Here is a 25143-nt window from a genome sequence, read left to right as displayed (position 1 = left end):
CGCGACGGCCGGAGCCCGCTGTGCGGGGGCTCCGGCCGTCGCGGTCGGTGTCGGGGTCAGATATCAGGGGCGCCGACGGTCTCAGCCGAAGTACGCGTCGAAGTTCTTCGAGAACTCCCAGGCGCCGAAGCGGTCCCAGTTGATCGACCAGGTCATCAGGCCGCGCAGCGCGGGCCAGGTGCCGTGGGTCGTGTATGAGCCGCAGTTGGTCTTCTTGGTGAGGCAGTCGAGGGCCTTGTTGACCTCGCCGGGCGCCACATGTCCGTTGCCCGCGTTGACGGACGCGGGCATGCCGATCGCTATCTGGTCGGCCCGCAGCGGCGGGAAGACATTGGCCGCGTTGCCCGCGACGGGGAAGCTGGTGAGGAGCATGTCGGTCATGGCGATGTGGAAGTCGGCGCCGCCCATCGAGTGGTACTGGTTGTCCAGGCCCATGATGGGACCGGAGTTGTAGTCCTGGACGTGCAGCAGGGTCAGATCGTCGCGCAGGGCGTGGATGACCGGGAGATAGGCGCCCGCGCGCGGGTCCTGTCCGCCCCACTGGCCGGTGCCGTAGTACTGGTAGCCGAGCTGCACGAAGAACGTCTCGGGGGCCATCGTCAGGACGAACTTGGCGCCGTACTTGGCCTTGAGGGTCTTCACGGCCTGGATGAGGTTGACGATCACCGGGGTCGTGGGGTTCTTGAAGTCGGTGTCGTTGGCGTTGAGGGACAGGGAGTGTCCCTCGAAGTCGATGTCGAGGCCGTCCAGACCGTACTCGTCGATGATCTTCGACACGGAGGTGACGAAGGTGTCGCGGGCGGCGGTGGTGGCGAGCTGGACCTGGCCGTTCTGGCCGCCGATGGAGATCAGGACCTTCTTGCCCGCGGCCTGCTTGGCCTTGATGGCGGCCTTGAAGTCGGCGTCGCTCTCGACGTTCGGGCACTCGGTCTGCGGGCAGCGGTTGAAGCGGATGTCGCCCGAGGTGACCGAGGTGGGTTCGCCGAAGGCGAGGTCGATGACGTCCCAGCTGTCGGGGACGTCGGCCAGCCGGGTGTAGCCGGAGCCGTTGGCGAAGCTGGCGTGCAGATAGCCGACGAGGGCGTGCGCCGGGAGGTCGGTCGGGCCGCCCCCGCCGCCCGTGCCCGTCGTCGCCGTGACGGCCCCGGACCTGGCGGACTCCCCCGCGTCGTTCACGGCGGCGACCTGGAAGCTGTACGCGGTGGACGCGGTCAGGCCGCTGACGGTCGCCGAAGTGCCGGTGACCGTCTGGACCTTGGTGCCGTTGCGGTAGATCGCGTAGCCGGTGGCGCCGGTGACCGGGGACCAGGAGAGGGCGACGCTGGACGAGGTGACCGTGCCCGTCTTCAGGCCGGTGGGGACGGCCGGCGGCTGTCCGGCCTCGACGCCGGGTCCGACGAGGGAGATGTCGTCGGCGTAGTAGGCGGGGGTTCCGTACCAGCCGTGGGTGTAGAGGGTGACCTTGGTGGTGGCGGTTCCGGTGCGGAAGGTGGTGGAGAGTTTCTGCCAGTCGGTGGCCGACGCGGTCCAGGTGGAGACATCGGTGGTGCCGGTGCCCGAGGCGCCGAGGTAGACGTAACTCCCGCGTACGTACCCGCTGATCGTGTACTGGGAGTCGGGTTTCACGGTGACGGTCTGGGAGCACTGGGCGTTGTCGCTGCCGGCCGGGGTCGCCCGGAGCGCCGAAGTGCCGGTGCGCACAGGTGTGTTGACGACGGCTCCGCTGCCCGCGGTGCAGGTCCAGCCGTCGAGGCCGGACTCGAATCCGCCGTTGCGGGCCAGGTCGGCATCGGCGGCACGGGCGGCCGACGGCGTCATGGTGATGCCGGACACGGCGACCAGTGCGGTCGTGGCGAGCACGGCGAGAAGTCTCGGGCGGACGAAGCCGCGTACGGGGGGACGTACGCGTGGTCTGGTGCGGTCCACAACGGCCTCCGGGCATGGGGGATTTGGCGTGGGACGGAGCGCGCTCAATTTGGTCCAGACCAATTCGGTTGTCAAGACCTCTGGCATCAATCCGTCACGCGGGGCCCGGCCGCCGCCTCATGCATCGACAGCTCCAGGACCGCCGGGTCGGTGAGGGTGCCGGTGCCGTCCGGCGCGATCAGCCAGCGCACCCCTCCGGTGGCCGCGCGCCCGGGGTACGGGACGACGATCCAGGTACCGCTGCCCACCGTGCGGACCCCGGTACCGACCCAGCGGGCGGCGGTGCCCGAGGGCACGAAGAAACCCATCCGGGAGTCGCCGAAGTCGACGAGCACGGGGCCCGGACGGTCGACGAAGCGGGTGAGGACATCGAGGGTGGCGTACCCCAGCTCACCCGGCAGGATGAGGACGTCCCAGAGCTTGCCGGCCGGGAGCAGGGCGACCCCGAGGGGGTTGCGCTCCCACTCCCAGCGGCAGGCGTCGGGCTCCGGTGTCACGGACACCAGCCATTCCACAGCCGCTTTGGCTGTCGGCCCGGTCATGTCGACCTCCCTTGTGTGTGATCGCTAAGTGCGGATCACCAGGGAGAGGGCCGACAGCGGGGACCATTACGCGGGTTTCGCTACTTGCCGGTAGTGATCTGGGTCACACCGGCCGACCAGGGCGTACGCCCCCGGGGTCGGGCGGGTCAGCTGTCGAAGCCGAGGCCCAGCCGGTCCATCGTCCTGAGCCAGATATTGCGACGGCCGTCCTGTTCGTCGGCGCGGGCGAGCGACCACTTGGTGAGGGAGATCCCCGCCCACGCGAACGGCTCGGGCGGGAACGGCAGCGGCTTCTTGCGGACCATCTCCAGGTCGGTGCGCTCGGTGCGGTCCCCGGCGAGCAGATCCAGCATCACGTCCGCGCCGAACCGGGTCGCGCCGACGCCGAGGCCCGTGTAACCCGCCGCGTAGGCGACGCGCCCGCCGTGCGCGGTGCCGAAGAACGCCGAGAAACGGGTGCAGGTGTCGATGGCGCCACCCCACGCGTGGCTGAAGCGGACGCCTTCGAGCTGCGGGAAGTACCGGAAGAAGTGCCCGGCGAGCTTCGCGTAGGTCTCGGGCCGGTGGTCGTACTCGGCGCGCACCCGGCCACCGTAGGGGTAGATCGCGTCGTAACCGCCCCACAGGATGCGGTTGTCCGCGGAGAGCCGGAAGTAGTGGAACTGGTTGGCTCCGTCACCGAGGCCCTGCCGGTTCTTCCAGCCGATCGAGGCGAGCTGCTCGTCGGTGAGCGGTTCGGTCATCAGCGCGTAGTCGTAGACGGGCACGGTGTACGACCGCACCCGCTTGACGAGCGACGGGAACACATTGGTGCCCAGGGCGACTTGGCGCGCGAAGATCCGGCCGTAGGGGGTGCGGACGCCCATGCCCGCGCCGCGCTGGGTGAGCGAGAGCGCGGGCGTGTGCTCGTAGATCCGTACGCCGAGGGAGCGGCAGGCGCGCTTGAGGCCCCAGGCGAGCTTCGCCGGGTGCAGCATCGCGACGCCGTCACGGTCCCAGATCCCCGCGAGGAACGCCGGCGAGTCCACCTGGGCGCGGACCGCGTCCGTGTCGAGGAGTTCGGTGCCCGACGCGAGGCCCTGACGGCGCATCTCGCCGTGCCAGGCGGTCAGTTCCTCGGCCTGGTACGGCTCGGTGGCGACGTCGATCTCGCCGGTGCGCTCGAAGTCGCAGTCGATGGAGTACCGGGCGACCGCCTCCTCGATCGCGTCGAGGTTGCGGGCGCCCAGCTTCTCCAGGGTGCCGATCTCGTCAGGCCAGCGGCTGAGTCCGTTGTCGAGGCCGTGGGTGAGGGACGCGGCGCAGAACCCTCCGTTGCGGCCCGAGGCGGCCCAGCCCACCTCGCGGCCCTCGACCAGGACCACCTCACGGGCCGGGTCGCGTTCCTTCGCGATCAGCGCGGTCCACAGTCCGCTGTAGCCGCCGCCGACGACGAGCAGATCGCACTGCTCGGTGCCGGTGAGGGCGGGCTCGGCGCGCGGACGGCCGGGGTCGTCCAGCCAGAAGGAGACGGGCTGCGCGTCGGAAAGGGCTGCGGTCCAGCGGGTCATGGCGCTCGGGGCCATGATTTTCAACTCCCTACAGGGGTTATGCCTTTTGCTTGTTGCGGCGGTTGCTGACGACCATTCCGGCCAGCACGAACACTACGGCGACGACAAACATCGCCGTGCCGATGACATTGATCTGAACGGGCGTTCCGCGCTGCGCCGAGCCCCACACGAACATGGGGAACGTGACGGTCGAACCCGCGTTGAAATTGGTGATGATGAAATCGTCGAAGGACAGCGCGAAGGCGAGCAGGGCACCCGCCGCGATACCGGGCGCCGCGATCGGCAGGGTGACCCGGACGAAGGTCTGGAAAGGGCCTGCGTAGAGGTCCTGCGCGGCCTGTTCCAGACGCGGGTCCATCGACATGACGCGCGCCTTGACCGCGGTGACGACGAAACTCAGACAGAACATGATGTGCGCGATCAGGATGGTCCAGAAACCGAGCTGGGCGCCCATGTTGAGGAACAGCGTAAGGAGCGAGGCGGCCATGACGACCTCGGGCATCGCCATCGGCAGGAAGATCAGCGAGTTGATCGCGCCCCGGGCCCGGAAGCGGTACCTGACCAGGGCGAAGGCGATCATCGTGCCGAGCACGGTCGCGCCCAGGGTGGCCCAGGCGGCGATCTGGAGGCTCAGGGACAGCGAGCCGCACATGTCGGCGACCCCGCACGGGTCCTTCCAGGCGTCCGTGGAGAAGTTCTGCCATTCGTAGTTGAAGCGCCCCTTCGGTTTGTTGAAGGAGAACACCGTGACGACGACATTCGGCAGCAGGAGATAGCCGAGGGTCAGCAGACCGGCGATGACGACGAGATTCCGCCGGAACCAGCGTACGGGAGCCATCAGACCAGATCCTCCGTCCCGGATTTACGGATGTAGAGCGTGACCATGACGAGGATCGCGGCCATGAGGATGAATGAGAGTGCCGCTGCCGTCGGATAGTCGAGAACGCGCAGGAATTGCGTCTGGATCACATTGCCGACCATGCGGGTGTCGGTGGAACCGAGCAGATCCGCGTTGACATAGTCACCGGTCGCCGGAATGAAGGTGAGCAGCGTGCCGGACACCACACCCGGCATGGACAGCGGGAAGGTCACCTTGCGGAAGGTGGTGGACGGCTTCGCGTACAGGTCGCCGGCCGCCTCGTGCAGCCGCCCGTCGATCCGTTCGAGCGAGGTGTACAGCGGCAGGACCATGAACGGCAGGAAGTTGTACGTCAGACCGCAGACCACCGCGAGCGGGGTGGCGAGTACGCGGCTGCCGTCCGTCATCCCGAGCCAACTGGTGACGTCCAGGACGTGCAGGGTGTTGAGGGCGCCGACGACCGGGCCGCCGTCCGCGAGGATCGTCTTCCAGGCGAGCGTACGGATCAGGAAGCTGGTGAAGAACGGCGCGATGACCAGGATCAGCACCACATTGCGCCAGCGTCCGGCGCGGAACGCGATCAGGTACGCGAGCGGATAGCCCAGGATCAGACAGAGGATCGTCGCGGACCCCGCGTACAGGACGGAGCGCAGGAACTGCGGCCAGTACTCGGACAGCGCGTCCCAGTAGGTCGCGAAGTGCCACGTGACCTTGAAGCCGTCCTCCAGGGAGCCCGTCTGCACGGACGTGGACGCCTGGTAGACCATCGGCAGCGCGAAGAACACGAACAGCCACAGGATGCCGGGCAGCAGCAGCCAGTACGGGACGAGCCTGCCGCGTCTGCGGGGCCTACGGGTCTTCTCGCTCCGCTCCGGTTCGGCCGCCGGGGCCTCGGTGACGGCGGTCATGCCGCCTCCTCGACCGTCTCGACACCGGCGTCGATGTCCTGCGAGGCGTCGAGTCCGAAGGTGTGCTGCGGGTTCCAGTGCAGGACGACCTCGGCGCCGGGCACCAGGCGGGGGTCACGCTCGATGTTCTGCGCGTAGACCTCGAAGTCGGGGCAGACCGGGCTGTTGACGACGTACTGCGTGGAGACCCCGATGAAGCTGCTGTCGGCGATCTTGCCGGTGATGCGGTTACGGCCGTCGGGCACCGTGTCCGCGTCGTCGGCGTGCGTGAGCGAGATCTTCTCGGGACGGATGCCGACGAGGACCTTGCCGCCGCTGGTGCCGGGCGCCGAACATCGCGCGGCGGGCAGCACCAGCTTGCCGTCGCCCGCCCTGAGCACCAGGTCGTCGCCGGAGGTGGAGTCGACGCGGGCCTCGATGAGGTTCGACGTGCCGAGGAAGTTCGCGACAAAGGTGGTCTGCGGGTTCTCGTACAGGTCGGCGGGCGCGCCGAGCTGTTCGACACGGCCCGCGTTCATCACGGCGACCGTGTCGGCCATCGTCATGGCCTCCTCCTGGTCGTGCGTGACATGGATGAAGGTGATGCCGACCTCGGTCTGGATCCGCTTGAGTTCGAGCTGCATCTGACGGCGCAGCTTCAGGTCGAGCGCGCCGAGCGGCTCGTCCAGGAGGAGCACCTTGGGGTGGTTGATCAGGGCGCGGGCCACGGCGACGCGCTGCTGCTGACCACCGGAGAGCTGATGCGGCTTACGGCGCGCGAAGTCGCCGAGCTGCACCAGGTCGAGCATGTCGTGGACCTGCTTCTTCACGGACTTGACGCCTCGGCGGCGCAGCCCGAAGGCGACGTTCTCGAAGATGTCGAGGTGCGGGAAGAGGGCGTACGACTGGAAGACCGTGTTCACGGGCCGCTTGTAGGGCGGCAGCGCGGTCACGTCCTGGTCGCCGAGCGAGACCGTGCCCGACGTGGGCTCTTCGAGGCCCGCGATCATCCGCAGGGTGGTCGTCTTGCCGCAGCCGGAGGCGCCGAGCAGGGCGAAGAAGGAGCCCTGCGGGACGGTCAGGTCCAGGGGGTGGACGGCGGTGAAGGAGCCGTATGTCTTGCCGATCCCGGAGAGGCGGACGTCGCCACCGTGGTCTGTCGTCATGATGGATCCCGGAGTTGAGGGACGGTGAAGGGCTGGGGGCGGAGAGAGGGCACCGGGAGGTGCGGTGCCCGCGGTACCGAGGTCAGACGCCGGTGAGCTTGGCGAACTTCGCCTCGTACGCCGTCTCTTCCTTGGAGCTGAGCGAGCGGAACGCGTGGGACTTCGCGGCCATCGCCTTGTCGGGGATGATCAGCGGGTTGTCCGCCGCCTTCTGATCGATCTTGGCCAACTCGTCGTGAACGCCGTCGACGGGACACACGAAGTTGATGTACGCGGCCAACTCCGCCGCGGCCTTCGGCTCGTAGTAGTAGTCGATGAGCCGCTCGGCGTTCTCCTTGTGGCGCGCCTTGATGGGCACCAGCAGGTTGTCCGAGGAGATCATGTAGCCGCTCTCCGGGATGACGAAGACGATGTCCGGGCTGTCGGCCTGGAGTTGCACGATGTCGCCCGCCCAGGCCATACAGGCCGCGAGGTCGCCCTTGGCCAGGTCGGACGTGTAGTCGTTGCCGGTGAAGCGGCGGACCTGGCTCTTGTCCACGGCCTTCTGGATACGCGCCACGGCCGCGTCGAAGTCGTCGTCCGTGAACTTCCCGGGGTCCTTGCCCATGTCGAGCAGCGTCAGGCCCATGGTGTCGCGCATCTCGGAGAGCAGCCCCACGCGTCCCTTGAGTTTGGGGTTGTCCAGCAGGTCCGATACCGAGGTGACCTCGATGCCGTCCAGCGCCTTCTTGTTGCAGGCGATGACGGTCGGGATGCCCGCCCAGGGGTACGAGTACGCGCGTCCGGGGTCCCAGTCGGGGCTGCGGAACTGGTCGGAGAGGTTCGCGAAGGCATGCGGCAGGTTGGACGCGTCCAGCTTCTGCGCCCAGCCGAAACGGACGATCCGCGCGGCGAGCCAGTCGGTCACGTTGATCAGGTCGCGCCCGGTGTCCTGCCCGGCGGCGAGCTGCGGCTTGATCTTCCCGAAGAACTCGACGTTGTCGTTGATGTCCTCGGTGTACTTGACCGTGATCCCGGTGCGTTCGCGGAACTGGTCCAGGGTGGGGTGCTTGCGACCGCTGTCGTCGACGTCCATGTACTCGGTCCAGTTGGAGAAGTTGACCCGCTTCTCCTTGGCCGAGTGGTCCTCGGACGAGACGCCGCCGCTCTTGTTCGCCGCGGCGGGTATGCCGCAGCCGCTGAGCGCGGCTATGCCGCCGACGGCGAGCGCCCCGCCCGTGGTCGCCCGCAGCAGCGAACGGCGGGACAGCGATGCCCTGCCGTTGCGCATGCTGCGCCGCATCGCGGCCACCTGGGCCGAGGACAGGGGTTCGGGCTCGAACTGCATGCGCGTGATGCCCTTCCGGGAGGGTGGGGCCGTCGCGCGAACGTGGCGGTGGCCCCGGCGGCCGAGGCCGCCTGTCGAATACTTAGCGGTCCCCGAAGATCGTGCGGTGCCAGTCCTTCCTGGCCACCGCGGTGTTGTCGAACATGACGTGCTTGATCTGGGTGTACTCCTCGAAGGAGTACGTGGACATGTCCTTGCCGAACCCGGATGCCTTGTAGCCGCCGTGCGGCATCTCGCTGATGATCGGGATGTGATCGTTGATCCAGACGCAGCCCGCCTTGATCTCGCGGGTCGCCCGGTTGGCGCGGTACACGTCACGGCTCCACGCCGATGCGGCGAGCCCGTACGGGATGTCGTTGGCGAGCCGGATGCCCTCGTCGTCGCTGTCGAAGGGTACGACCACCAGGACGGGACCGAAGATCTCCGACTGTACGACCTCGCTGTGCTGAGGGGCGTCGGCGATCAGGGTGGGCCGGTAGTAGGCGCCCCGGGCAAGGTCGCCGCCCGGGACGGTGCCGCCGGCGACCACGCGCGCGTAGGAGCGCGCCCGCTCGACGAAGCCGGCCACCCGGTCACGCTGGGCGTGCGAGACGAGGGGGCCGAGGTCGGTGGCCGAATCGAAGGGGTCACCGACCCGGACGGTGTCCATGAGGTCGGCGACGCCGGACACAAAGGCGTCGTACAGCGGGCGCTGCACATACGCGCGCGTGGCGGCCGTGCAGTCCTGGCCGGTGTTGATGAGGGAACCCGCGACGGCGCCGTGCACGGCGGCCTCCAGGTCGGCGTCGTCGAACACGACGAACGGCGCCTTGCCGCCGAGTTCCAGGTGCAGCCGCTTGACGGTCGCGGTGGCGATCTCGGCGACCCGCTTGCCGACGCCGGTGGAGCCGGTGAACGAGGTCATCGCCACGTCGGGGTGGCCCACCAGGTGCTCGCCGGCGTCCCGGCCCGCGCCGGTGACGATGTTCACGACGCCGTCCGGGATGCCCGCCTCGATCGCGGCCTCGGCGAACATCAGCGAGGTCAGCGGGGTCAGCTCGGCGGGCTTCAGGACGATGGTGTTGCCGGCCGCGATCGCCGGGAGTACCTTCCAGGCAGCCATCTGGAGCGGATAGTTCCAGGGCGCGATGGAGCCGACCACGCCGATCGGTTCCCGGCGTACGTACGACGTGTGGTCGCCCGAGTACTCGCCCGCCGACTGGCCCTGGAGATGCCGGGCCGCGCCCGCGAAGAAGGCGGTGTTGTCGATGGTTCCGGGGACGTCGAACTCGCGGGTCAGCTTGATCGGCTTGCCGCACTGGAGGGACTCCGCGCGCGCGAATTCGTCGGCACGGTCGGCGAGCACGGCGGCGAACCGGTGCATCGCGTCGGAACGCTCACCCGGAGTGGTGGACGACCAGCCGGGGAACGCGTCACGGGCCGCCGCGACGGCCGCGTCGACATCGCCGGGACCTGCGAGTTCGTAGGTGTAGACCGCGTCGCCCGTGGCGGGGTCCACGACCGCGTGGCTCTGTCCCGATGTGCCCTTGGCGGGCCGCCCCGCGATGAACTGGGCACCGTCCGCGAAGCGGTCCTGTGCCAGGAAGCGATGGCCCGGGTTGTGCATGACGCTCTCCTCGGCCGTCCTCCCCGTCCCACGGGGGTCGGCGTAGCTCCACCTCGATTTGAGTGCCGATCCTGACAGAGCAGTACTACTCCAACAAGTGATTCCGTTGTTGCCTTTTGGTTACGCGACGGAATCTGTCGACCAGGTGTCGAGTTCCGGCAGAAAACCCAGGACGGAGTGTCAGTGGTGCGTGCCACAGTGGCGTGCATGACGGAATCCGAGGTCCGGACCCGGGCCGCGCTGCTTGAGGCGACTGCGGCGCTGCTGATCGGGCTGTGGCCCGGTGAGCGGGCGGACGCGCAGGCCATCGCACCCCCGTCGGCCCCCGCGGGGGTGTGAATCCCTACAGTTCGCGGCTTCGCAGACTGTGCAGGACGTCGATGCGGTTCGTCGTGATCGAGTCGGCGCCCGCGTCGAGCAGGCGGCGCATCGAGCGGCGGGTGTCCGGGGTCCACGCCGACAGCAGATACCCGTCGCGGTGGACCCGGGCCGCCAGGTCGCGGTCGACCAGGCTGAAGCGGTAGTTCAGCCACCGGGGCCGCACCGCTTCGAGCAGGCCGGGGCGCGGCGGCGCGAGCGTCGTCCAGGTCAGCGCGATCTCCGCCGACGGGTCCGCGGCGCGGACCGCGAGCATCGTCGGCGCACCCGCGCAGTAGTACGCCCGCTCCCGCGCGCCGCAGTCCCGTACCACCCCGACCACCCTGCGCACCGCGGCGGGCGTCGCCCCCGGCAGGTCGACCATGATCCGGCTGTCGCCGGTCGCGTCGAGCGCGTCGGCCAGCGTGGGCACGCCCCCCTCGGTGAGCCCGCGCACCTCGTCCGCGGAGAGCGCCGACAGGGGGCGTTCGTGCTCCCACAGCCGCTCAAGCGTCGCGTCGTGCAGCAGCACGGGGACGCCGTCGCGGGTGAGCCGGACATCGATCTCCACCGCGTCCGCGCCCCGGTCCAGCGCCGAGCGCAGGGACGGGAGCGTGTTCTCACGGACGCGGTAGGGGTCGCCCCGGTGGGCGACGGCCGTCACGGTGTGCATGGGCCCATTTCTCGGCACGCGTCAGTCGGCGAGCCAGTTCGTCGTGTACGTGTCGATCTCGGCGGTGAGTGCGGCCTTGCCGGAGGGCTCCAAAAATGACGCCTCCACCGCGTTCTTGGCGATGGCGGCGACCCCTCGCTCGTCCAGGTCCAACAGGCGGGCGGCGACGGCGTATTCGTTGTTCAGGTCGGTGCCGAACATCGGCGGGTCGTCGGAGTTGATCGTCACCAGGACACCGGCGTCGACCATCGCCCTGATCGGGTGCTCCTCCAGCGTGCGCACCGCGCGCGTGGCGATGTTGGACGTCGGGCAGACCTCCAGGGCGATGCGGTGCTCGGCGAGATACGCGAGCAGCTCCGGGTCCTGGGCGCTGCTGGTGCCGTGTCCGATCCGCTCGGCCCGCAGCTCCCGCACCGCGTCCCACACGGTCTGCGGTCCCGTCGTCTCGCCGGCGTGCGGTACGGAACGGAGGCCAGCGGCGATGGCGCGGTCGAAGTACGGCTTGAACGGCGGCCGGGGTACGCCTATTTCGGGGCCGCCGAGTCCGAACGACACCAGTCCCTCGGGACGCAGTCCGTCGGTCACGGCCATCCGCGTGGTCTCCTCGGCGGCCTCCGAACCGGCCTCGCCCGGAATGTCGAAGCACCAGCGCAGCGACACGTTCAGCTCGGCCTCGGCCGCCTTGCGGGCGTCCTCGATGGCGGCCATGAACTCCCGCTCGGGGATATTGCGCCGGGTCGACGAGAACGGGGTGACGGTCAGCTCCGCGTACCGGACGTTCTGCCGCCCCAGCTCGCGCGCGACCTCGAACGTCAGCAGCCGTACGTCCTCCGGGGTGCGGATCAGGTCCACGACGGACAGATACACGTCGATGAAGTGCGCGAAGTCCGTGAACGTGAAGAAGTCCGCCAGCGCCTCCGGGTCGGACGGGACCTTCGAGTCGGCGTGCCGGGCTGCCAGCGTGGACACGATACGGGGAGAGGCCGAACCGACGTGATGCACATGGAGTTCGGCTTTCGGCAGCCCTGCGATGAAGGCGTGCAGATCGGTCAAGGGGTCCTCCCCGGGAACGGCGCCTGCGGGTCGGCGCGGTGATCGGCTGATCGGTGGTTCGCAGCACATCGTAGGCGGCCCGCGAGCACGGGTGAGCGGGGCCGTAGCATGTCGGGACGCATGACGGAGGGGGACGCCGCGATGAGCGAGGAACGGCGGGAGGCGCCGGAGGGCGCGCAGGGCAGTGGGGCGAGCCCCGATCCATGGGCGCCGACCGGGGTACGGAACGGGGATGCCGCGCCGCCCGTGTCGCTGGGCAAGGAGCAGCCGGCGGATTCGACGGCCCCAAAAGCCCCGGCCGGCCCGACGTCCGCGCAGCCCACAGCGACGCCCACGCCGCCGCCGACTCAGGCGGACCGGCCGGATCCCTGGGCGGCGCCGATGGACGCGCCGCCGTCCGCGAATCCGTACGCCCCGCCGTCCGGCACGGCTTCGCCGCACAGCCATCCCACGGTGGTCGGCGGTATTCCGGGCGGCCAGGTCCCGGCGCCGCCGCTGTCCCCGGAGGGTCCGGGCCAGGCGGCGCCCTACGGGTACCCGGGACCCGCCCCGTACCCCACGGCGTACCCCTACCCGGGCCGGCCCGTCCCCAGCGCACCCGCCGATTACTTCCCCGGGGTGCCGGGCGGCGTCTCCGGGTACGGCTGGCCCGGTATGCCGGTGGCCCCCAGTAACGGGCTCGGTACGGCGTCGCTGGTCGTCGGGATCATCTCCGTCGTCGGGTTCTGCATGTGGCCGGTCGCGATCATCCTTGGCATCCTCGCTGTGGTCTTCGGCTGTGTCAGCCGGGCGAAGGCCCGCCGGGGCGAGGCCACCAACCCTGGGCAGGCGCTCGCCGGCATCATCTGCGGCTCCGTCGGTCTGGCCCTGGCCCTGATGCTGCTGGTGGCGACAGTGATCGCGGGCGTGAACTCGTACGAGGACCAGACGCTGGGCGCCGGCCCGAGCCGCGGCAGCGCGGGTCCCTGCGGGGCTTGACCGGTTCTCCAGGCTGCGGGTCGTGGGTGGCTGGCCGCACAGTTCCCCGCGCCGCAGCCGAACCTTGTAAGTTCACGTGTGCATACGGTTGTTGGTGATGTACACGTGACGGGGGACACGGGGTGGCGGCATATCGGCCGACGGATTGGCATGTCCTGGACCTGGACAAGGATCCGACGCCGGGTGATCCGGACCGGGTGCGGACGCTGGCGAAGGGGCTGCACGACTTCGCGGACGACGTCACCGAGGCGCTGCGGCTGATCAAGGGGATGGCCGAGGAGGACACGGTCCTGGTCTGGGCGGGCAAGTCCGCCAAGGCGTTCCAGGACGAGTTCTCGGGTGTGCCGAAGAATCTGCGGAAGTTGAAGAAGTCGTACGAGATGGCGGGCGACGCCCTCGCCGCGTACTGGCCGAAACTGGAACGCGCCCAGGCCCTCGCCGACAAGGCACTCGTCAAGGGCCGCGAGGCACAGGCCGACCTGTCCTCCGCCCAGTCCAAGCTGACCTCCGCCGAATCCTGGGTCGACCGGGCCGGCAAGGAAGCCGACAAGTACAAGGACGACCCCACCGGCGGCAAGGACGTCCCCAAGCCGGATCCGGACAAAGTGAAGGCGGCCACCCGGGACGCACAGAGCGCCAAGGACGCCCGCAGCAGCGCGCAGTCGGACGTCACCTCGGCCGGCAACGCGCTGGACGCGGCGAAGAAGATGGCCGAGGACGCCCGCAAGATGCGGGAGGACGCGGCACGCGAGGCGAAGGACAAACTCGACGAAGCGTCGGACGCCGGGATTCACAACCGCAAGTGGTGGGAAGAGGTCGGCGACTGGTTCACCGACAACTGGGACACCATCGTCGCCGTCTGCAAAGTCGTCGTCGCCGTCCTCGGCATCATCGCCCTGATCATCGGCGGCCCCATCCTCGGCGCGATCGTCCTCATCGCCGCCCTCATCGTCCTCGCCGACACCCTCAACAAATACTTCAAAGGCCAGGCATCCCTCTGGGACGTGGGCTTCGCCGCGCTGGACTGCATCCCCGGCATGAAGGGCCTGACCAGCCTCGGCGGCCTCGCCAAGGGCCTCAAGGCGATGAACGGCCTCAAGGGCGGCCTGAAGGGCATGGGCCTGGCGGTGCGGGGCCTGGGAAAGAACGGCGCGCGGCACGTGAAGGATCTCTTCAAGGGGCTGCGCTCAGGGGCCGCGGACGGGGCCAAGGCGGGCAAGCCAATGAAGGGCCGCTGCAAGGGCGGCGACCCCGTCGACATGATCACCAGCGAGATGCTGATGTCACACACGGACATCCGGTTGCCGGGCCTGCTCCCCCTCGTGATCGAGCGCCACCATGTTTCGAGCTTCCGCTCCGGGCACTGGTTCGGTCCGGCATGGATGTCGACGTTCGACGAGCGCCTCGAACTCGACGCCGACGGTGCGGTCTGCGCGAGTGCGGACGGCATGCTCCAGGTCTATCCCGTGCCCGAGGCCGGCGCCCAGGTGCTGCCGAGCCACGGGCCGCGGCGCCCGCTGGCCTGGGACGGAACCCCGGGCGGCATCATCACGGTCAGCGACCCCTTCACCGAGCTGACCCGGCACTACGGCCCCGCACTCGCCCCGGACTCTCCCGACGACGGTGGTGCGACAGCCGTCATACTCCCGCTCTGTGCTGTCACTGACCGCAACGGCCACCGTCTCGATTTCCAGCGGACGCCCGAGGGCACACCCGTCGCGGTCCGCCACTCCGGGGGCTACCACCTCACCGTCGACACCGAGAACGGTCGGATCACAGGTCTGCGCCTCCTGGAGGCCGCCGACAGCGCGACCGGCCCCCAGCCCGGCAGGGTCCTCCGCACGTACTCCTATGCGGGCCCCCGCCGCCATCTCACCGCCATAGCCGATTCCGCCGGCCGCCCCTATCGGCTGACCTACGACGAACGTGGCCGTATCACTTCCTGGACCGATCGGAACGACCGCTGGTACCGCTACGAATACGACGGCGCGACCGACCGCGTGGTCCGCGGCACCGGCCAGGACGGCGCGATGTCCGGGCAGTTCGCGTACGACGACGTGCGGCGCGTGACCACGATGACCGACGGTCTCGGCCACCGCACCGAGTACCACTACGATGAGCGACTCCACCTCAGCCGTGTCGTCGACCCGTTGGGTTTTGCCGTGCACAGCGAGCACGACCCGTACGGGCGGCTGCTGTCCCGTACCGACGAGCTGGGCAACACGACCCGCTTCACCCTCGACGAGCATGGTCAGCCGGTCCGCGTGGACCGGCCGGACGGCACCAGCATCCACGTGGCGTATGACGACAACCTGCTGCCGGTCACCGTCACCGAAGCCGACGGAGCGCGCTGGACGTGCGCGTACGACGACCGGGGCAACCTGCTCACCAGCACCGACCCGCTCGGCGCGGTGAGTTCGTACACATACGACGAACGCGGGCACCGGAACTCGCAGACCGACGCGCTGGGCAACACTCTCCGGTTCGACAGCGACGAGGCCGGACTTCCGGTGCGGGTCATCGATCCACGCGGCAGCGTCGTCACCGTGCGCAGAGACGCATGGGGCCGCGTCGTGCGGATCGACGACGCGGTCGGTGGTACCGTCCGCCAGGCATGGAGCCCCGAGGGCCTGCTGCTGTGGCGGCAGCGCGCAGACGGCGGCCGCGAGTCCTGGTCGTACGACGCGGAGGGCAACCTCACCGAGCACCACGACACGGGCGGGTTCACGACCGCGTTCGAATATGGCGCGTTCGGCCTCCCCAGCGCCAGGACCGACCCTGACGGCACCCGATACCGCTTCGCTCACGACACCGAGTTGCAGCTCACCGCCGTGATCAATCCGCGCGGCGACGAGTGGGTGTACCGCTACGACGCGGCCGGCCGCCTGACCGCTGAAACGGACTTCAACGGCCGTTCACTCACCTACGTCTTCGATCCGACCGGCCGCCAGGTCGCGCGGACGAACGGCAGCGGCGAGACGGTGCGGTTGACCCGTGACGCCGCGGGCCGGGTGGTGACGTCGCGCACCGACGACGGCACGGTCACGTCCCTGCGCTACGACGCGGCCGGACGGCTGGTCGAGGCCGTGAACCCTGACAGCAGGGTCGCCTACGCCTATGACGCGGTGGGCAGGATCGTCGCCGAAACTGTCGACGGCCGGACCGTGGCCGGCGTGTACGACCCGCTGGGCCGACGGGTGCGCCGGACCACGCCCTCCGGCGCCACCTCGCGCTGGTCGTATGACTCCGCAGGACTGCCCACCTCGCTTGTCACTCAGGCCGGTGAGCTGACCTTCACGCACGACGAGGCCGGCCGTGAAACCGCCCGCGGCCTGGGCGACGCCGCCACGCTGACGCAGTCCTGGGACGCGGGCCACCGCCTCGTCGAACAGATCATCCGGTCGGCTGCCGTCGACGACGGCGGACCCCGTGGCGCAACGGTGCGGCAGTCCCGCTCATATGCCTACCGCTCGGACGGCCACCTGACCGGGATCACCGACCGGCTCGGCGGCACCCGCAGGTTCAACCTCGACCGCGCGGGCCGCGTCACAGGGGTGTCGGCTGAAACCTGGACCGAGTCATACGCCTACGACGATCTCGGCAACCTCACCGCCGCCGCTCACCCGGCCCCCGGTGGACAGGACGCGCAGGGTCCGGCACAGCGCTCCGGGACGAAGGCCACTTCGGCGGGCCGCACCACCTACGAACACGATGCCCAGGGACGTGTGGTCCGCGTGATCCGGCGGACGCTGTCCGGACTGCGCCGGATCTGGACGTATACCTGGAATGCCGACGACCGGCTCACCGAGACCGCGACGCCCGACAGCGGCGTGTGGCGGTACCGCTATGACGTGCTCGGTCGGCGCACCGCCAAGTCGCGGCTCGACGGGGACGGTTCGGTTGTTGATGAGATCCTCTTCACCTGGGACTGCGCCAACCTCGCGGAGCAGCAGATGCTCCGGGACGGCCAGGTGCAGACGGACACCTGGGACTGGGAGCCCGGCACCCACCGGGCGGCAGCCCAGTTGCGGAGCCGATGGCGCACCGATTCCCCGGACGAGATCAGCAGGCAGTTCTACGCGATCGTCACCGACCTGGTCGGCACCCCCAGCGAACTCGTCGGCGAGGACGGAACGATCGCCTGGCGGGCCGCCACCAGCCTGTGGGGCAGGCCCCTGGAGGACGAGGGCGGTGACTTGTGCCCGTTGTCCTTCCCCGGCCAGTACCGCGACCCGGAAACAGGTCTGCACTACAACCTGGCTCGCTACTACGACCCGGACACCGCGAGTTTCCTCTCCCCCGACCCGCTCGGCCTGGCACCGGCCCCCAATCACCATGCGTACGTCGACAATCCCTTCCGCTGGAGCGACCCGCTCGGCCTGGAAGGTGACAGCACCGGGCCAGTCCGCGTCTACGACGACTCGGAATACAGCAAGCACGGTTCGGGCAGTGGCTCGTCGGCCAAGGGCGAGGTCAGCCGCGCGCCCTCCAACGGCCAGGCCGCGCTGGACCGGTCCATCGATCTCGACCCGAACAACCCAAACGTCACCCGGCGCCTCGGCGTGGACCACGTGAACAACGAAATCGTGGTCCTGGACCGGCACCGGGCGATCACTGACGCGGAAGGCAATGTCGTCAAGGAGATCTACCATGGCCACGTGCAGTCCTCGTACCCGTCGAAGAGCGTCACGCAGGGCGATCTGACCAAGTTGAAGAAGCAGGGAATGATCGACAACATCAAGAAGCAGCGGGTACTCCCGCCGTGTGACGGCTGACGGACGAAGGGCCGGTATGGCTTCCGAATACGATTGGGAAAGCGGCGAGGGCCTGTCGCACATCGACGATCCGGCCGCCGTCGACGCCGCGTTCGAGCGCGGTGAGCGCCACCTCGGCACGGCGGTGATCGGGTTGGCCTTCACGCGCCCGCCGGCCGAGGCATCGCCCCGGATCGTCAGGGCGATGCGGCTGCCGGACGCCGCGCAACGGCAGTTCGCGTTCACGGCGGCGGGCATCGTGGCACGGCTCAACGGCGAGCTGACACCCGAGCTGTACGCCGCGCTGCGTACCGAGGGCCCCGGCGGCTTCGCCGAGGACGCCATCAGGGACACGCTCACCTTCGTGCCGTTCCGGAAGCTGCCGGCGTGGTTCAAGTGGCGGAACGTGCTGACAACTGTGCGGAACAAGCTGGAGGGCTGGTGGCTGCGGACCGCGGACGCGGTCGGCGACACCTGGCGAGCGCTGCGCGGACGCCGCTCCTGAGCGGATGGGCCCCGCGCCCCTGAGCCCGTGGGCGAGCGGTCACACACGCGGCACGCGCCCACTGCTACAGCCCCGCGATCACGTTCCACCGCTTCGAGAACTCCACGCGCTCACTGGGCGTGATGTCCCGGGCAATCGCGAGGCGGTCGCGCATGGCGTCGTCCGGGAAGATCAGCGGGTCGTCGGCGAGGGCGGCGAGGTCCTTGTCCTTCGAGGAGGCGAGCACATCGCGGGCGGCGGGCACCGGGCAGACGTAGTTGACCCAGGCGGTGAGTTCGGCGGCGACCTCGGGCTCGTAGTAGTAGTCCACGAGTTCTTCCGCGTTGCCCTTGTGGACCGCCAGGTTGGGGATCATCAGCGACTCCGACCAGAGTTCGGCGCCCTCCTCGGGCACCACGAACTCGATGTCCGGGTCGTCCGCCTGGAGTTGGATGACATCGCCGGAGTACGCCTGACAGGCGAGGACGTCGCCGCCGGCGAGGTCCTTGATGTAGTCGTTGCCGGTGAAGCGGCGGATGTGCTTCGTGCGCACCAGCTTGTCGACCTGCTCGCAGACCTGGTCGAAGTCGGCGGCCTTCCACCGGGTGATGTCGACCCCGTTGCCCTGCATCAGCAGCGCGAACGCCTCGTCCAGGCCGGACAGCAGCGTGACACGGCCCTTCAGGTCGTCGGCCCACAGATCGGACACATGCCGGATCTCCCGGCCGAGCCGGCGCTTGTTGTACGCGATGCCGGTGATGCCGGACTGCCAGGGCACGGTGCACTTGCGGCCCGGGTCGAAGTGCGGGGAACGCAGCAGCGGATCGAGGTAGCGGGTGACGTTGGGCTGCCGGGACCGGTCCATCTCCTGCACCCAGCCGAGCCGTACGAAACGGGCGCACATCCAGTCACTGATGACGATCAGGTCGCGCCCGGTGCGCTGGTGGTTCATCAGCGAAGGGCTGATCTTCCCGAAGAACTCGTCGTTGTCGTTGATCTCCTCGGTGTACTTCACCGAGATGCCGGTCTCCTTCTGGAAGGCGGCGAGGGTGGGCCGTTTGCCGGGATCGTCGTCGTCGACGTCGATGTACAGCGGCCAGTTGGCGAAGGTCAGCCGCTTGTCGTCCGCCGAGCGGTCGTCCCCGGCCCGGTCCCCCGGCGCGATGTACGCGGCGGGCACCCCGCAACCGGCGACTGCGGCCAGGGCCCCGGCGGTGCCGAGGGATCTCAGCACGGTACGACGTGACAGCGCGTGACGCGCGTGATCCACCATGCGTCCACCCTCCCCGAGGAGCGGCGGGGCGGGCAATGGACAAGGTGTCCACTGCCCGCCCCGCGAACTGGTCGTTCGGAAAGCCTCAGCCCTCGACCCGAAAGCGTCCGAAAGCCTCCGAGAGCGTCAGCCCTCGATCGACGTCATGACGTGCTTGATGCGCGTGTAGTCATCGAAGCCGTACCCCGACAGGTCCTTGCCGTAGCCGGACTTCTTGAAGCCACCGTGCGGCATCTCGGCGACCAGCGGGATGTGCGTGTTGATCCACACACAGCCGAAGTCGAGGACCTTGGACATACGCATCGCGCGCGCGTGGTCCTTCGTCCACACCGAGGACGCGAGGGCGTAGTCCACACCGTTCGCGTATGCCACGGCCTGGGCCTCGTCCGTGAAGGGCTGGACGGTGATGACGGGGCCGAAGACCTCGTTCTGGATGATCTCGTCGTCCTGCTTGAGGCCCGAGACGACGGTCGGGGCGTAGAAGAAGCCCTTCTCGCCGACGCGGTGGCCACCCGACTCGACCTTGGCGTGCGCGGGCAGCCGGTCGATGAAACCGGAGACCTGCGCGAGCTGGTTGGGGTTGTTCAGCGGGCCGTACAGCACGTCCTCGTCGTCCGGCTGACCGGTCTTGGTCTCGGCCGCCGCCTTGGCGAGCGCCTGGACGAACTCGTCGTGGATGGACTCGTGGACGAGCACGCGTGTGGCGGCGGTGCAGTCCTGACCGGCGTTGAAGAAGCCGGCGACTGAGATGTCCTCGACGGCCTTGGCGATGTCGGTGTCCTCGAACACGACGACCGGTGCCTTGCCGCCCAGCTCCAGGTGGACCCGCTTGAGGTCCTTGGAGGCGGACTCGGCGACGGACATGCCCGCCCGTACCGAACCGGTGATGGAGGCCATCGCGGGCGTGGGGTGCTCGACCATCGCGCGGCCGGTGTCACGGTCGCCGCAGATGACGTTGAAGACACCCTTGGGGACGATCGAGCCGATGATCTCGGCCATCAGAGCGGTCGACGCCGGGGTGGTGTCGGAGGGCTTGAGGACGACGGTGTTGCCCGCGGCGAGCGCGGGGGCGAACTTCCAGACCGCCATCATCATGGGGTAGTTCCAGGGGGCGACCTGGGCGCAGACGCCGATGGGCTCGCGCCGCACGATCGAGGTCAGACCCTCCATGTACTCGCCGGCCGAGCGGCCTTCGAGCATGCGGGCGGCGCCCGCGAAGAAGCGGATCTGGTCGACCATGGGCGGGATCTCTTCGCTACGGGTGAGCCCGACCGGCTTGCCGGTGTTCTCGACCTCGGCCGCGATGAGTTCCTCGGCCCGCTCCTCGAACGCGTCCGCGATCTTGAGCAGCGCCTTCTGGCGCTCACTGGGGGTGAGGTCGCGCCAGGCGGGGAAAGCCGCCTCGGCCGCGGCCATGGCCGCGTCGACGTCCGCCGGCCCGGACAGCGGCGCCGTGGCGTACGCCTCTCCCGTGGCGGGGTTGACCACCTCGGTGGTCCGGCCGTCGGCGGCGTCCCGGAACTCTCCGTCGATGTAATTACGCAGACGACGCAACTCGGTGGTCACTGCCAGGCCCTCCAGTCAGATGTCCGATGGGTGAGACACCCACCCTAGTCGGATGCTAGTGAGTGACTAACGCTTTCAACATACCTGGAGAGCACTCACTACGAAATCCGTGACACCGGAAGTCTCAAACAACGAATTTCATCGATTGAGCCTTGCGGAACCGACGAGACCTCGTGCACAGTGAGCTGGTGGCCAGTCGCAGCGCAGACCCCAGGGACTCCAGGAACGGGAACGGCACTCCTCAGCTTGACGCCGTCTCCCTCGCCATCATCGAACAGCTTCAGGAAGACGGCCGCCGGCCGTACGCCGCCATCGGCAAGGCGGTGGGCCTCTCCGAGGCGGCCGTGCGCCAGCGCGTCCAGAAGCTGCTCGACCAGAACGTGATGCAGATCGTCGCCGTCACGGACCCGCTCACCGTGGGCTTCCGCAGACAGGCGATGGTCGGCATCAATGTCGAGGGCGATCTGGAACCCGTGGCCGATGTGCTGACGGAGATGGCCGAAGTCGAGTACGTGGTGATGACCGCGGGCTCGTTCGACCTCCTGGTGGAGATCGTCTGCGAGGACGACGACCACCTCCTGGAGGTCATCAACAAACGCATCCGGGCCCTTCCCGGGGTGCGCTCCACCGAAAGCTTCGTCTACCTGAAGCTCAAGAAGCAGACCTATATGTGGGGAACCCGATAGCCGTGAGCAAGGACCTCAGCCGAACCGCGTACGACCACCTGTGGATGCACTTCACGCGCATGTCGTCGTACGAGAACGCGCCCGTTCCCACCATCGTGCGTGGCGAGGGCACCTACATCTACGACGACAAGGGAAAGCGCTACCTCGACGGCCTCGCGGGTCTGTTCGTCGTCCAGGCCGGGCACGGCCGCACCGAGCTGGCGGAGACCGCCTTCAAGCAGGCGCAGGAACTCGCCTTCTTCCCGGTGTGGTCGTACGCGCACCCCAAGGCGATCGAGCTGGCGGAGCGACTGGCGCACCACGCGCCCGGCGACCTGAACAAGGTCTTCTTCACCACCGGTGGCGGTGAGGCCGTGGAGACCGCCTGGAAGCTCGCCAAGCAGTACTTCAAGCTCCAGGGCAAGCACACCAAGTACAAGGTGATCTCCCGCGCGGTGGCCTACCACGGCACCCCGCAGGGCGCCCTGTCCATCACCGGCCTGCCCGCCCTGAAGGCGCCCTTCGAGCCGCTGGTCCCCGGCGCGCACAAGGTGCCGAACACCAACATCTACCGCGCCCCGATCCACGGCGACGACCCCGAGGCGTACGGCCGCTGGGCCGCCGACCAGATCGAGCAGGAGATCCTCTTCGAGGGCCCGGAGACCGTCGCCGCGGTGTTCCTGGAGCCCGTACAGAACGCGGGCGGCTGCTTCCCGCCGCCGCCCGGCTACTTCCAGCGGGTCCGTGAGATCTGCGACCAGTACGACGTGCTGCTCGTCTCGGACGAGGTCATCTGCGCCTTCGGCCGCCTCGGCACGATGTTCGGCTGCGACAAGTTCGGCTATGTCCCGGACATGATCACCTGCGCCAAGGGCATGACCTCGGGCTACTCCCCGATCGGCGCCTGCATCGTCTCGGACCGGATCGCCGAGCCGTTCTACAAGGGCGACAACACCTTCCTGCACGGCTACACCTTCGGCGGGCACCCGGTCTCGGCTGCGGTCGCGCTCGCCAACCTCGACCTGTTCGAGCGGGAGGGCCTGAACAAGCACGTCCTGGAGAACGAGGGCGCGTTCCTGTCCACCCTCCAGAAGCTGCACGACCTGCCGATCGTCGGCGACGTCCGCGGCAACGGCTTCTTCTACGGCATCGAGCTGGTGAAGGACAAGGCCACCAAGGAGTCCTTCAACGACGAGGAGTCCGAGCGGATCCTCTACGGCCATGTCTCCAAGAAGCTGTTCGAGAACGGCCTGTACTGCCGGGCCGACGACCGTGGCGACCCGGTCATCCAGCTCTCGCCGCCGCTGATCTCGGACCAGTCCACCTTCGACGAGATCGAGCAGATCGTCCGCGACGTCCTCACGGAGGCGTGGACCCTGCTCTGATCCGAGCTGCTCTGATCCGATCAGCTGTAACGGCAACGGCCCGTGCGCGCCCATTCGAGTGAGAAGGGTGCGCACGGGCCGTGTGCTTCCCAGGACCCCGGCCGCGACTCCCTACGGTGCCCAGTGACCGATCGGCCCCTCCTTCGTTCCCCCGTACGAGGGAGCGGATCTGGGGAGCGGAACTGAACGGAACCGAGGTGTTCGCCATGGAGGCCCCGCCGGACAACGATGTGCTCTGGGCTCGCGCCCTGCACTTCTCGCACAGCGGCTCGCCCGCGCTCACGGGCGTCTCGCTCGGTGTCCGCGAGGGCGAGATCCTCGCCGTCAGCGGCCCGCGCGGCAGCGGGAAGTCGACGCTTCTGCGGTGCCTGTCCGGGCAGTTGCTGCCCCAGCAGGGCGAGGTGTGGTTCAACAGCACGCCCCTGCACACCATGAGCACGATGGTCCGCGACCGGCTGCGCCGTGACCGGTTCGGCTGGATCGACCCGCGGCCGGGACTCGTCCCCGAGCTGACCGCGTGGGAGAACGCCGCGCTGCCCCTGATGCTGGCCGGCACCTCGCGCCGGGCCGCGAAGACCGCGGCGACGGAGTGGCTGGAGCGGCTGGACATCGGCCATATCGCCCGTAAGCGTCCGCACGCCCTGCTTCAGGCCCAGCGGCAGCGGGTCGCCTTCGCGCGGGCCCTGGTCGCCAAGCCGTCCGTGGTGTTCGCGGACGAGCCGACCGCTCCCCTGCACCGCGCCGACCGTGCCCATGTGCTGCGGACGCTGATGAGCGCGGCGCGCTCGCACGGCATCACCGTGGTCCTCGCGACCCACGACCCGGACACGGCCGCGCTGGCCGACCGGACCGTCTCGCTGCTCGACGGGCGACGCGTCACCACGGTCCATCTGCCCGCCGTCGAGGTGGAGGGCCGGACCGCGTGCTCGCTCTCCGTCTGACGCGCGGCGCCCGCCCCTCGGTCCAGGCGCGCAGACTCCTGGTCGCGACGGCTTCGGCGGGTACCGGCTTCCTGTTCCTGTGCACGCTCGGCTACGCGCTCGGGCACCCCGAGGCGGCCCCCGGCTCCTCGCTCCGGCTCGCCTGGTGCGTCGCCCCGCTCGCCGCGACCGTGTACCTGGCGGTCTCCGTCGCCCGTACCGACCCGGCGACCCGGCCGCGCCCCGGACTGTCCGCGGTGGGGCTCGGGCCCGTCCAGCGGACGGTCCTCGCGGCCGTGTCGACCGCGATGGCCTGCGCGGTCGGCTCGATCGTGGCACTGCTGCTCTTCCTGCATCTGCGCGGTGCCGGGACGGGACTGCCGTTCGACGGCGCCGCGTCCGGGCTGCTCGCCGCCGGCTGGGAGCTGCCGGTCGCCGGGACGCTCACCCTGCTCGCCCTGGTACCGATCGCCGCGTCCGTGACCACCGCCGTGGTGCTGCGTCCCCGGCCGGTCAAGGTCGCCGACCCGGACGACCCGGACCGGCCCGACGCCCCGGCCGGCGTACCGGCCGGACTGCCCTGGGGCGTGGCGCTCCTCGCGGCGGGCCTCTCCGTCGAGACCTACGCGGGCCGGACCGGCGCGGCCCCCGGGCTGCCGTTGCCCGGCGGGCTCGCGGGCAGTTCCCTGGGCGTCCTGGTGGGCTGGGCGGTCACGGCGGTGGGTCTGGCGCTCGCCGGGCCCGGTCTGACGTACCAGTGCGGGCGGCTGCTCCAGGCGGGGAAGCCGGGCGCGGTACGGCTGCTCGGGGGCCGGGTCCTCCAACAGGAGGCGGTCCGCATCGGGCGCCCGCTGGGTGTGGTCTGCGCGGTGGCGTCGGGGGCGTTCGCCGCCGCCACGCTGTACACCGGGAACGAGCCGGACACCGGTCCGCTGAGCACGCTCGGCGCGCTGCTCGTCGTGGGCTGCGCGCTCGCGACACTGGCGATGGCGTCGGTCGAGGCCAAGCACGCGCGCTCGCACACGACGGCGGCACTGCTGCGGCTGGGGGCGCCGGCCACGGTGCTCCGGACGGCCGTCGCCCTGCGCGTGGGCGCGCTGCTGCTGCTGTTCGGACCGCTGACCTGGATGATCGCGGAACTGGCGGCGGCACCGCTGACGAGCTGAGTGCCG

19 protein-coding genes and 1 pseudogene are annotated in these 25143 nt (G+C 69.4%); 8 read left to right on the top strand and 12 right to left on the bottom strand.

Features of this window, described 5'->3' with window-relative positions; all coding sequences use genetic code 11:
- Positions 1-81: 81 nt before the first annotated feature.
- The 8 genes from ACFVT5_RS29825 to ACFVT5_RS29790 form a co-directional block, all read right to left on the bottom strand.
- Positions 82-1926, bottom strand: coding sequence for a chitinase (locus tag ACFVT5_RS29825; protein ID WP_389894351.1), 1845 nt, complete (start codon positions 1924-1926; stop codon positions 82-84).
- Positions 1927-2012: 86 nt separating this feature from the next.
- Complete coding sequence (locus tag ACFVT5_RS29820; protein WP_389894349.1) at positions 2013-2468, bottom strand: hypothetical protein; 456 nt, start codon at positions 2466-2468, stop codon at positions 2013-2015.
- Positions 2469-2614: 146 nt separating this feature from the next.
- On the bottom strand, positions 2615-4033 hold the full coding sequence (locus ACFVT5_RS29815) for an NAD(P)/FAD-dependent oxidoreductase (RefSeq protein WP_389894347.1): 1419 nt from the start codon (positions 4031-4033) through the stop codon (positions 2615-2617).
- A gap of 22 nt (positions 4034-4055) precedes the next feature.
- Positions 4056-4856 carry an ABC transporter permease gene (locus ACFVT5_RS29810; RefSeq protein WP_389894345.1) on the bottom strand — a complete coding sequence of 267 codons (801 nt, stop codon included), beginning with the start codon at positions 4854-4856 and terminating at the stop codon, positions 4056-4058.
- Complete coding sequence (locus tag ACFVT5_RS29805) at positions 4856-5785, bottom strand: ABC transporter permease (RefSeq protein ID WP_389894343.1); 930 nt, start codon at positions 5783-5785, stop codon at positions 4856-4858. The genes ACFVT5_RS29810 and ACFVT5_RS29805 overlap by 1 nt, the downstream gene beginning before the upstream one ends.
- Complete coding sequence (locus ACFVT5_RS29800; protein WP_389894341.1) at positions 5782-6930, bottom strand: ABC transporter ATP-binding protein; 1149 nt, start codon at positions 6928-6930, stop codon at positions 5782-5784. The genes ACFVT5_RS29805 and ACFVT5_RS29800 overlap by 4 nt, the downstream gene beginning before the upstream one ends.
- An 82-nt stretch (positions 6931-7012) precedes the next feature.
- A complete protein-coding gene (locus tag ACFVT5_RS29795) occupies positions 7013-8257 on the bottom strand; it encodes a PotD/PotF family extracellular solute-binding protein (RefSeq protein WP_389894339.1) in 1245 nt (414 codons plus the stop codon).
- 82 nt (positions 8258-8339) lie between these two features.
- Complete coding sequence (locus ACFVT5_RS29790) at positions 8340-9863, bottom strand: gamma-aminobutyraldehyde dehydrogenase (protein ID WP_389894337.1); 1524 nt, start codon at positions 9861-9863, stop codon at positions 8340-8342.
- Between the two features lie 231 nt (positions 9864-10094).
- Between ACFVT5_RS29790 and ACFVT5_RS29785 the strand changes: the two are divergent.
- Positions 10095-10202, top strand: a pseudogene (locus ACFVT5_RS29785) (NADP oxidoreductase); the annotation flags it as partial.
- Positions 10203-10206: 4 nt separating this feature from the next.
- On the opposite strand, the gene ACFVT5_RS29780 reads toward ACFVT5_RS29785, so the two are convergent.
- Complete coding sequence (locus tag ACFVT5_RS29780) at positions 10207-10893, bottom strand: glycerophosphodiester phosphodiesterase (RefSeq protein ID WP_389894335.1); 687 nt, start codon at positions 10891-10893, stop codon at positions 10207-10209.
- A 21-nt stretch (positions 10894-10914) separates the two neighbouring features.
- A complete protein-coding gene (locus ACFVT5_RS29775; protein WP_389894333.1) occupies positions 10915-11946 on the bottom strand; it encodes an adenosine deaminase in 1032 nt (343 codons plus the stop codon).
- A gap of 120 nt (positions 11947-12066) precedes the next feature.
- Between ACFVT5_RS29775 and ACFVT5_RS29770 the strand changes: the two genes are divergently transcribed.
- From ACFVT5_RS29770 to ACFVT5_RS29760, 3 genes are all read left to right on the top strand, one after another.
- Positions 12067-12924, top strand: coding sequence for a DUF4190 domain-containing protein (locus tag ACFVT5_RS29770; protein ID WP_389894331.1), 858 nt, complete (start codon positions 12067-12069; stop codon positions 12922-12924).
- Positions 12925-13046: 122 nt separating this feature from the next.
- Entirely contained in the window at positions 13047-17699 is a 4653-nt protein-coding gene (locus ACFVT5_RS29765; protein WP_389894329.1) for an RHS repeat-associated core domain-containing protein, read from the top strand.
- A gap of 16 nt (positions 17700-17715) precedes the next feature.
- The gene (locus ACFVT5_RS29760) at positions 17716-18183 is read left to right on the top strand and encodes a hypothetical protein (protein ID WP_389894327.1); all 468 of its coding nucleotides are present in this window, start codon (positions 17716-17718) and stop codon (positions 18181-18183) included.
- Between the two features lie 64 nt (positions 18184-18247).
- Here ACFVT5_RS29760 and ACFVT5_RS29755 read toward each other — a convergent pair whose 3' ends face one another.
- Both ACFVT5_RS29755 and ACFVT5_RS29750 read right to left on the bottom strand, forming a co-directional pair.
- Positions 18248-19435 (bottom strand): extracellular solute-binding protein, encoded by a 1188-nt coding sequence (locus tag ACFVT5_RS29755; RefSeq protein ID WP_389894325.1) that lies wholly within the window; start codon positions 19433-19435, stop codon positions 18248-18250.
- Positions 19436-19561: 126 nt separating this feature from the next.
- A complete protein-coding gene (locus ACFVT5_RS29750; RefSeq protein WP_389894323.1) occupies positions 19562-21001 on the bottom strand; it encodes a gamma-aminobutyraldehyde dehydrogenase in 1440 nt (479 codons plus the stop codon).
- 173 nt (positions 21002-21174) lie between these two features.
- Here ACFVT5_RS29750 and ACFVT5_RS29745 point away from each other — a divergent pair, with 173 nt between their 5' ends.
- The 4 genes from ACFVT5_RS29745 (at position 21175) to ACFVT5_RS29730 (ending at position 25137) form a co-directional block, all read left to right on the top strand.
- Entirely contained in the window at positions 21175-21687 is a 513-nt protein-coding gene (locus ACFVT5_RS29745) for an Lrp/AsnC family transcriptional regulator (RefSeq protein WP_389894321.1), read from the top strand.
- Positions 21672-23051, top strand: a complete 1380-nt coding sequence (locus ACFVT5_RS29740) for an aspartate aminotransferase family protein (RefSeq protein WP_389894319.1) — start codon at positions 21672-21674, stop codon at positions 23049-23051. The genes ACFVT5_RS29745 and ACFVT5_RS29740 overlap by 16 nt, the downstream gene beginning before the upstream one ends.
- Before the next feature lie 206 nt (positions 23052-23257).
- A complete protein-coding gene (locus ACFVT5_RS29735) occupies positions 23258-23992 on the top strand; it encodes an ABC transporter ATP-binding protein (protein ID WP_389894317.1) in 735 nt (244 codons plus the stop codon).
- On the top strand, positions 23974-25137 hold the full coding sequence (locus ACFVT5_RS29730; RefSeq protein WP_389894315.1) for a hypothetical protein: 1164 nt from the start codon (positions 23974-23976) through the stop codon (positions 25135-25137). The genes ACFVT5_RS29735 and ACFVT5_RS29730 overlap by 19 nt, the downstream gene beginning before the upstream one ends.
- Positions 25138-25143 lie beyond the last annotated feature (6 nt).

Source organism: Streptomyces sp. NPDC058001 (assembly GCF_042886315.1).
Taxonomy (GTDB): domain Bacteria; phylum Actinomycetota; class Actinomycetes; order Streptomycetales; family Streptomycetaceae; genus Streptomyces.
The sequence above is the reverse complement of the archived record's forward strand: the minus strand, read 5'-3'. Positions and strand labels throughout refer to the sequence as shown.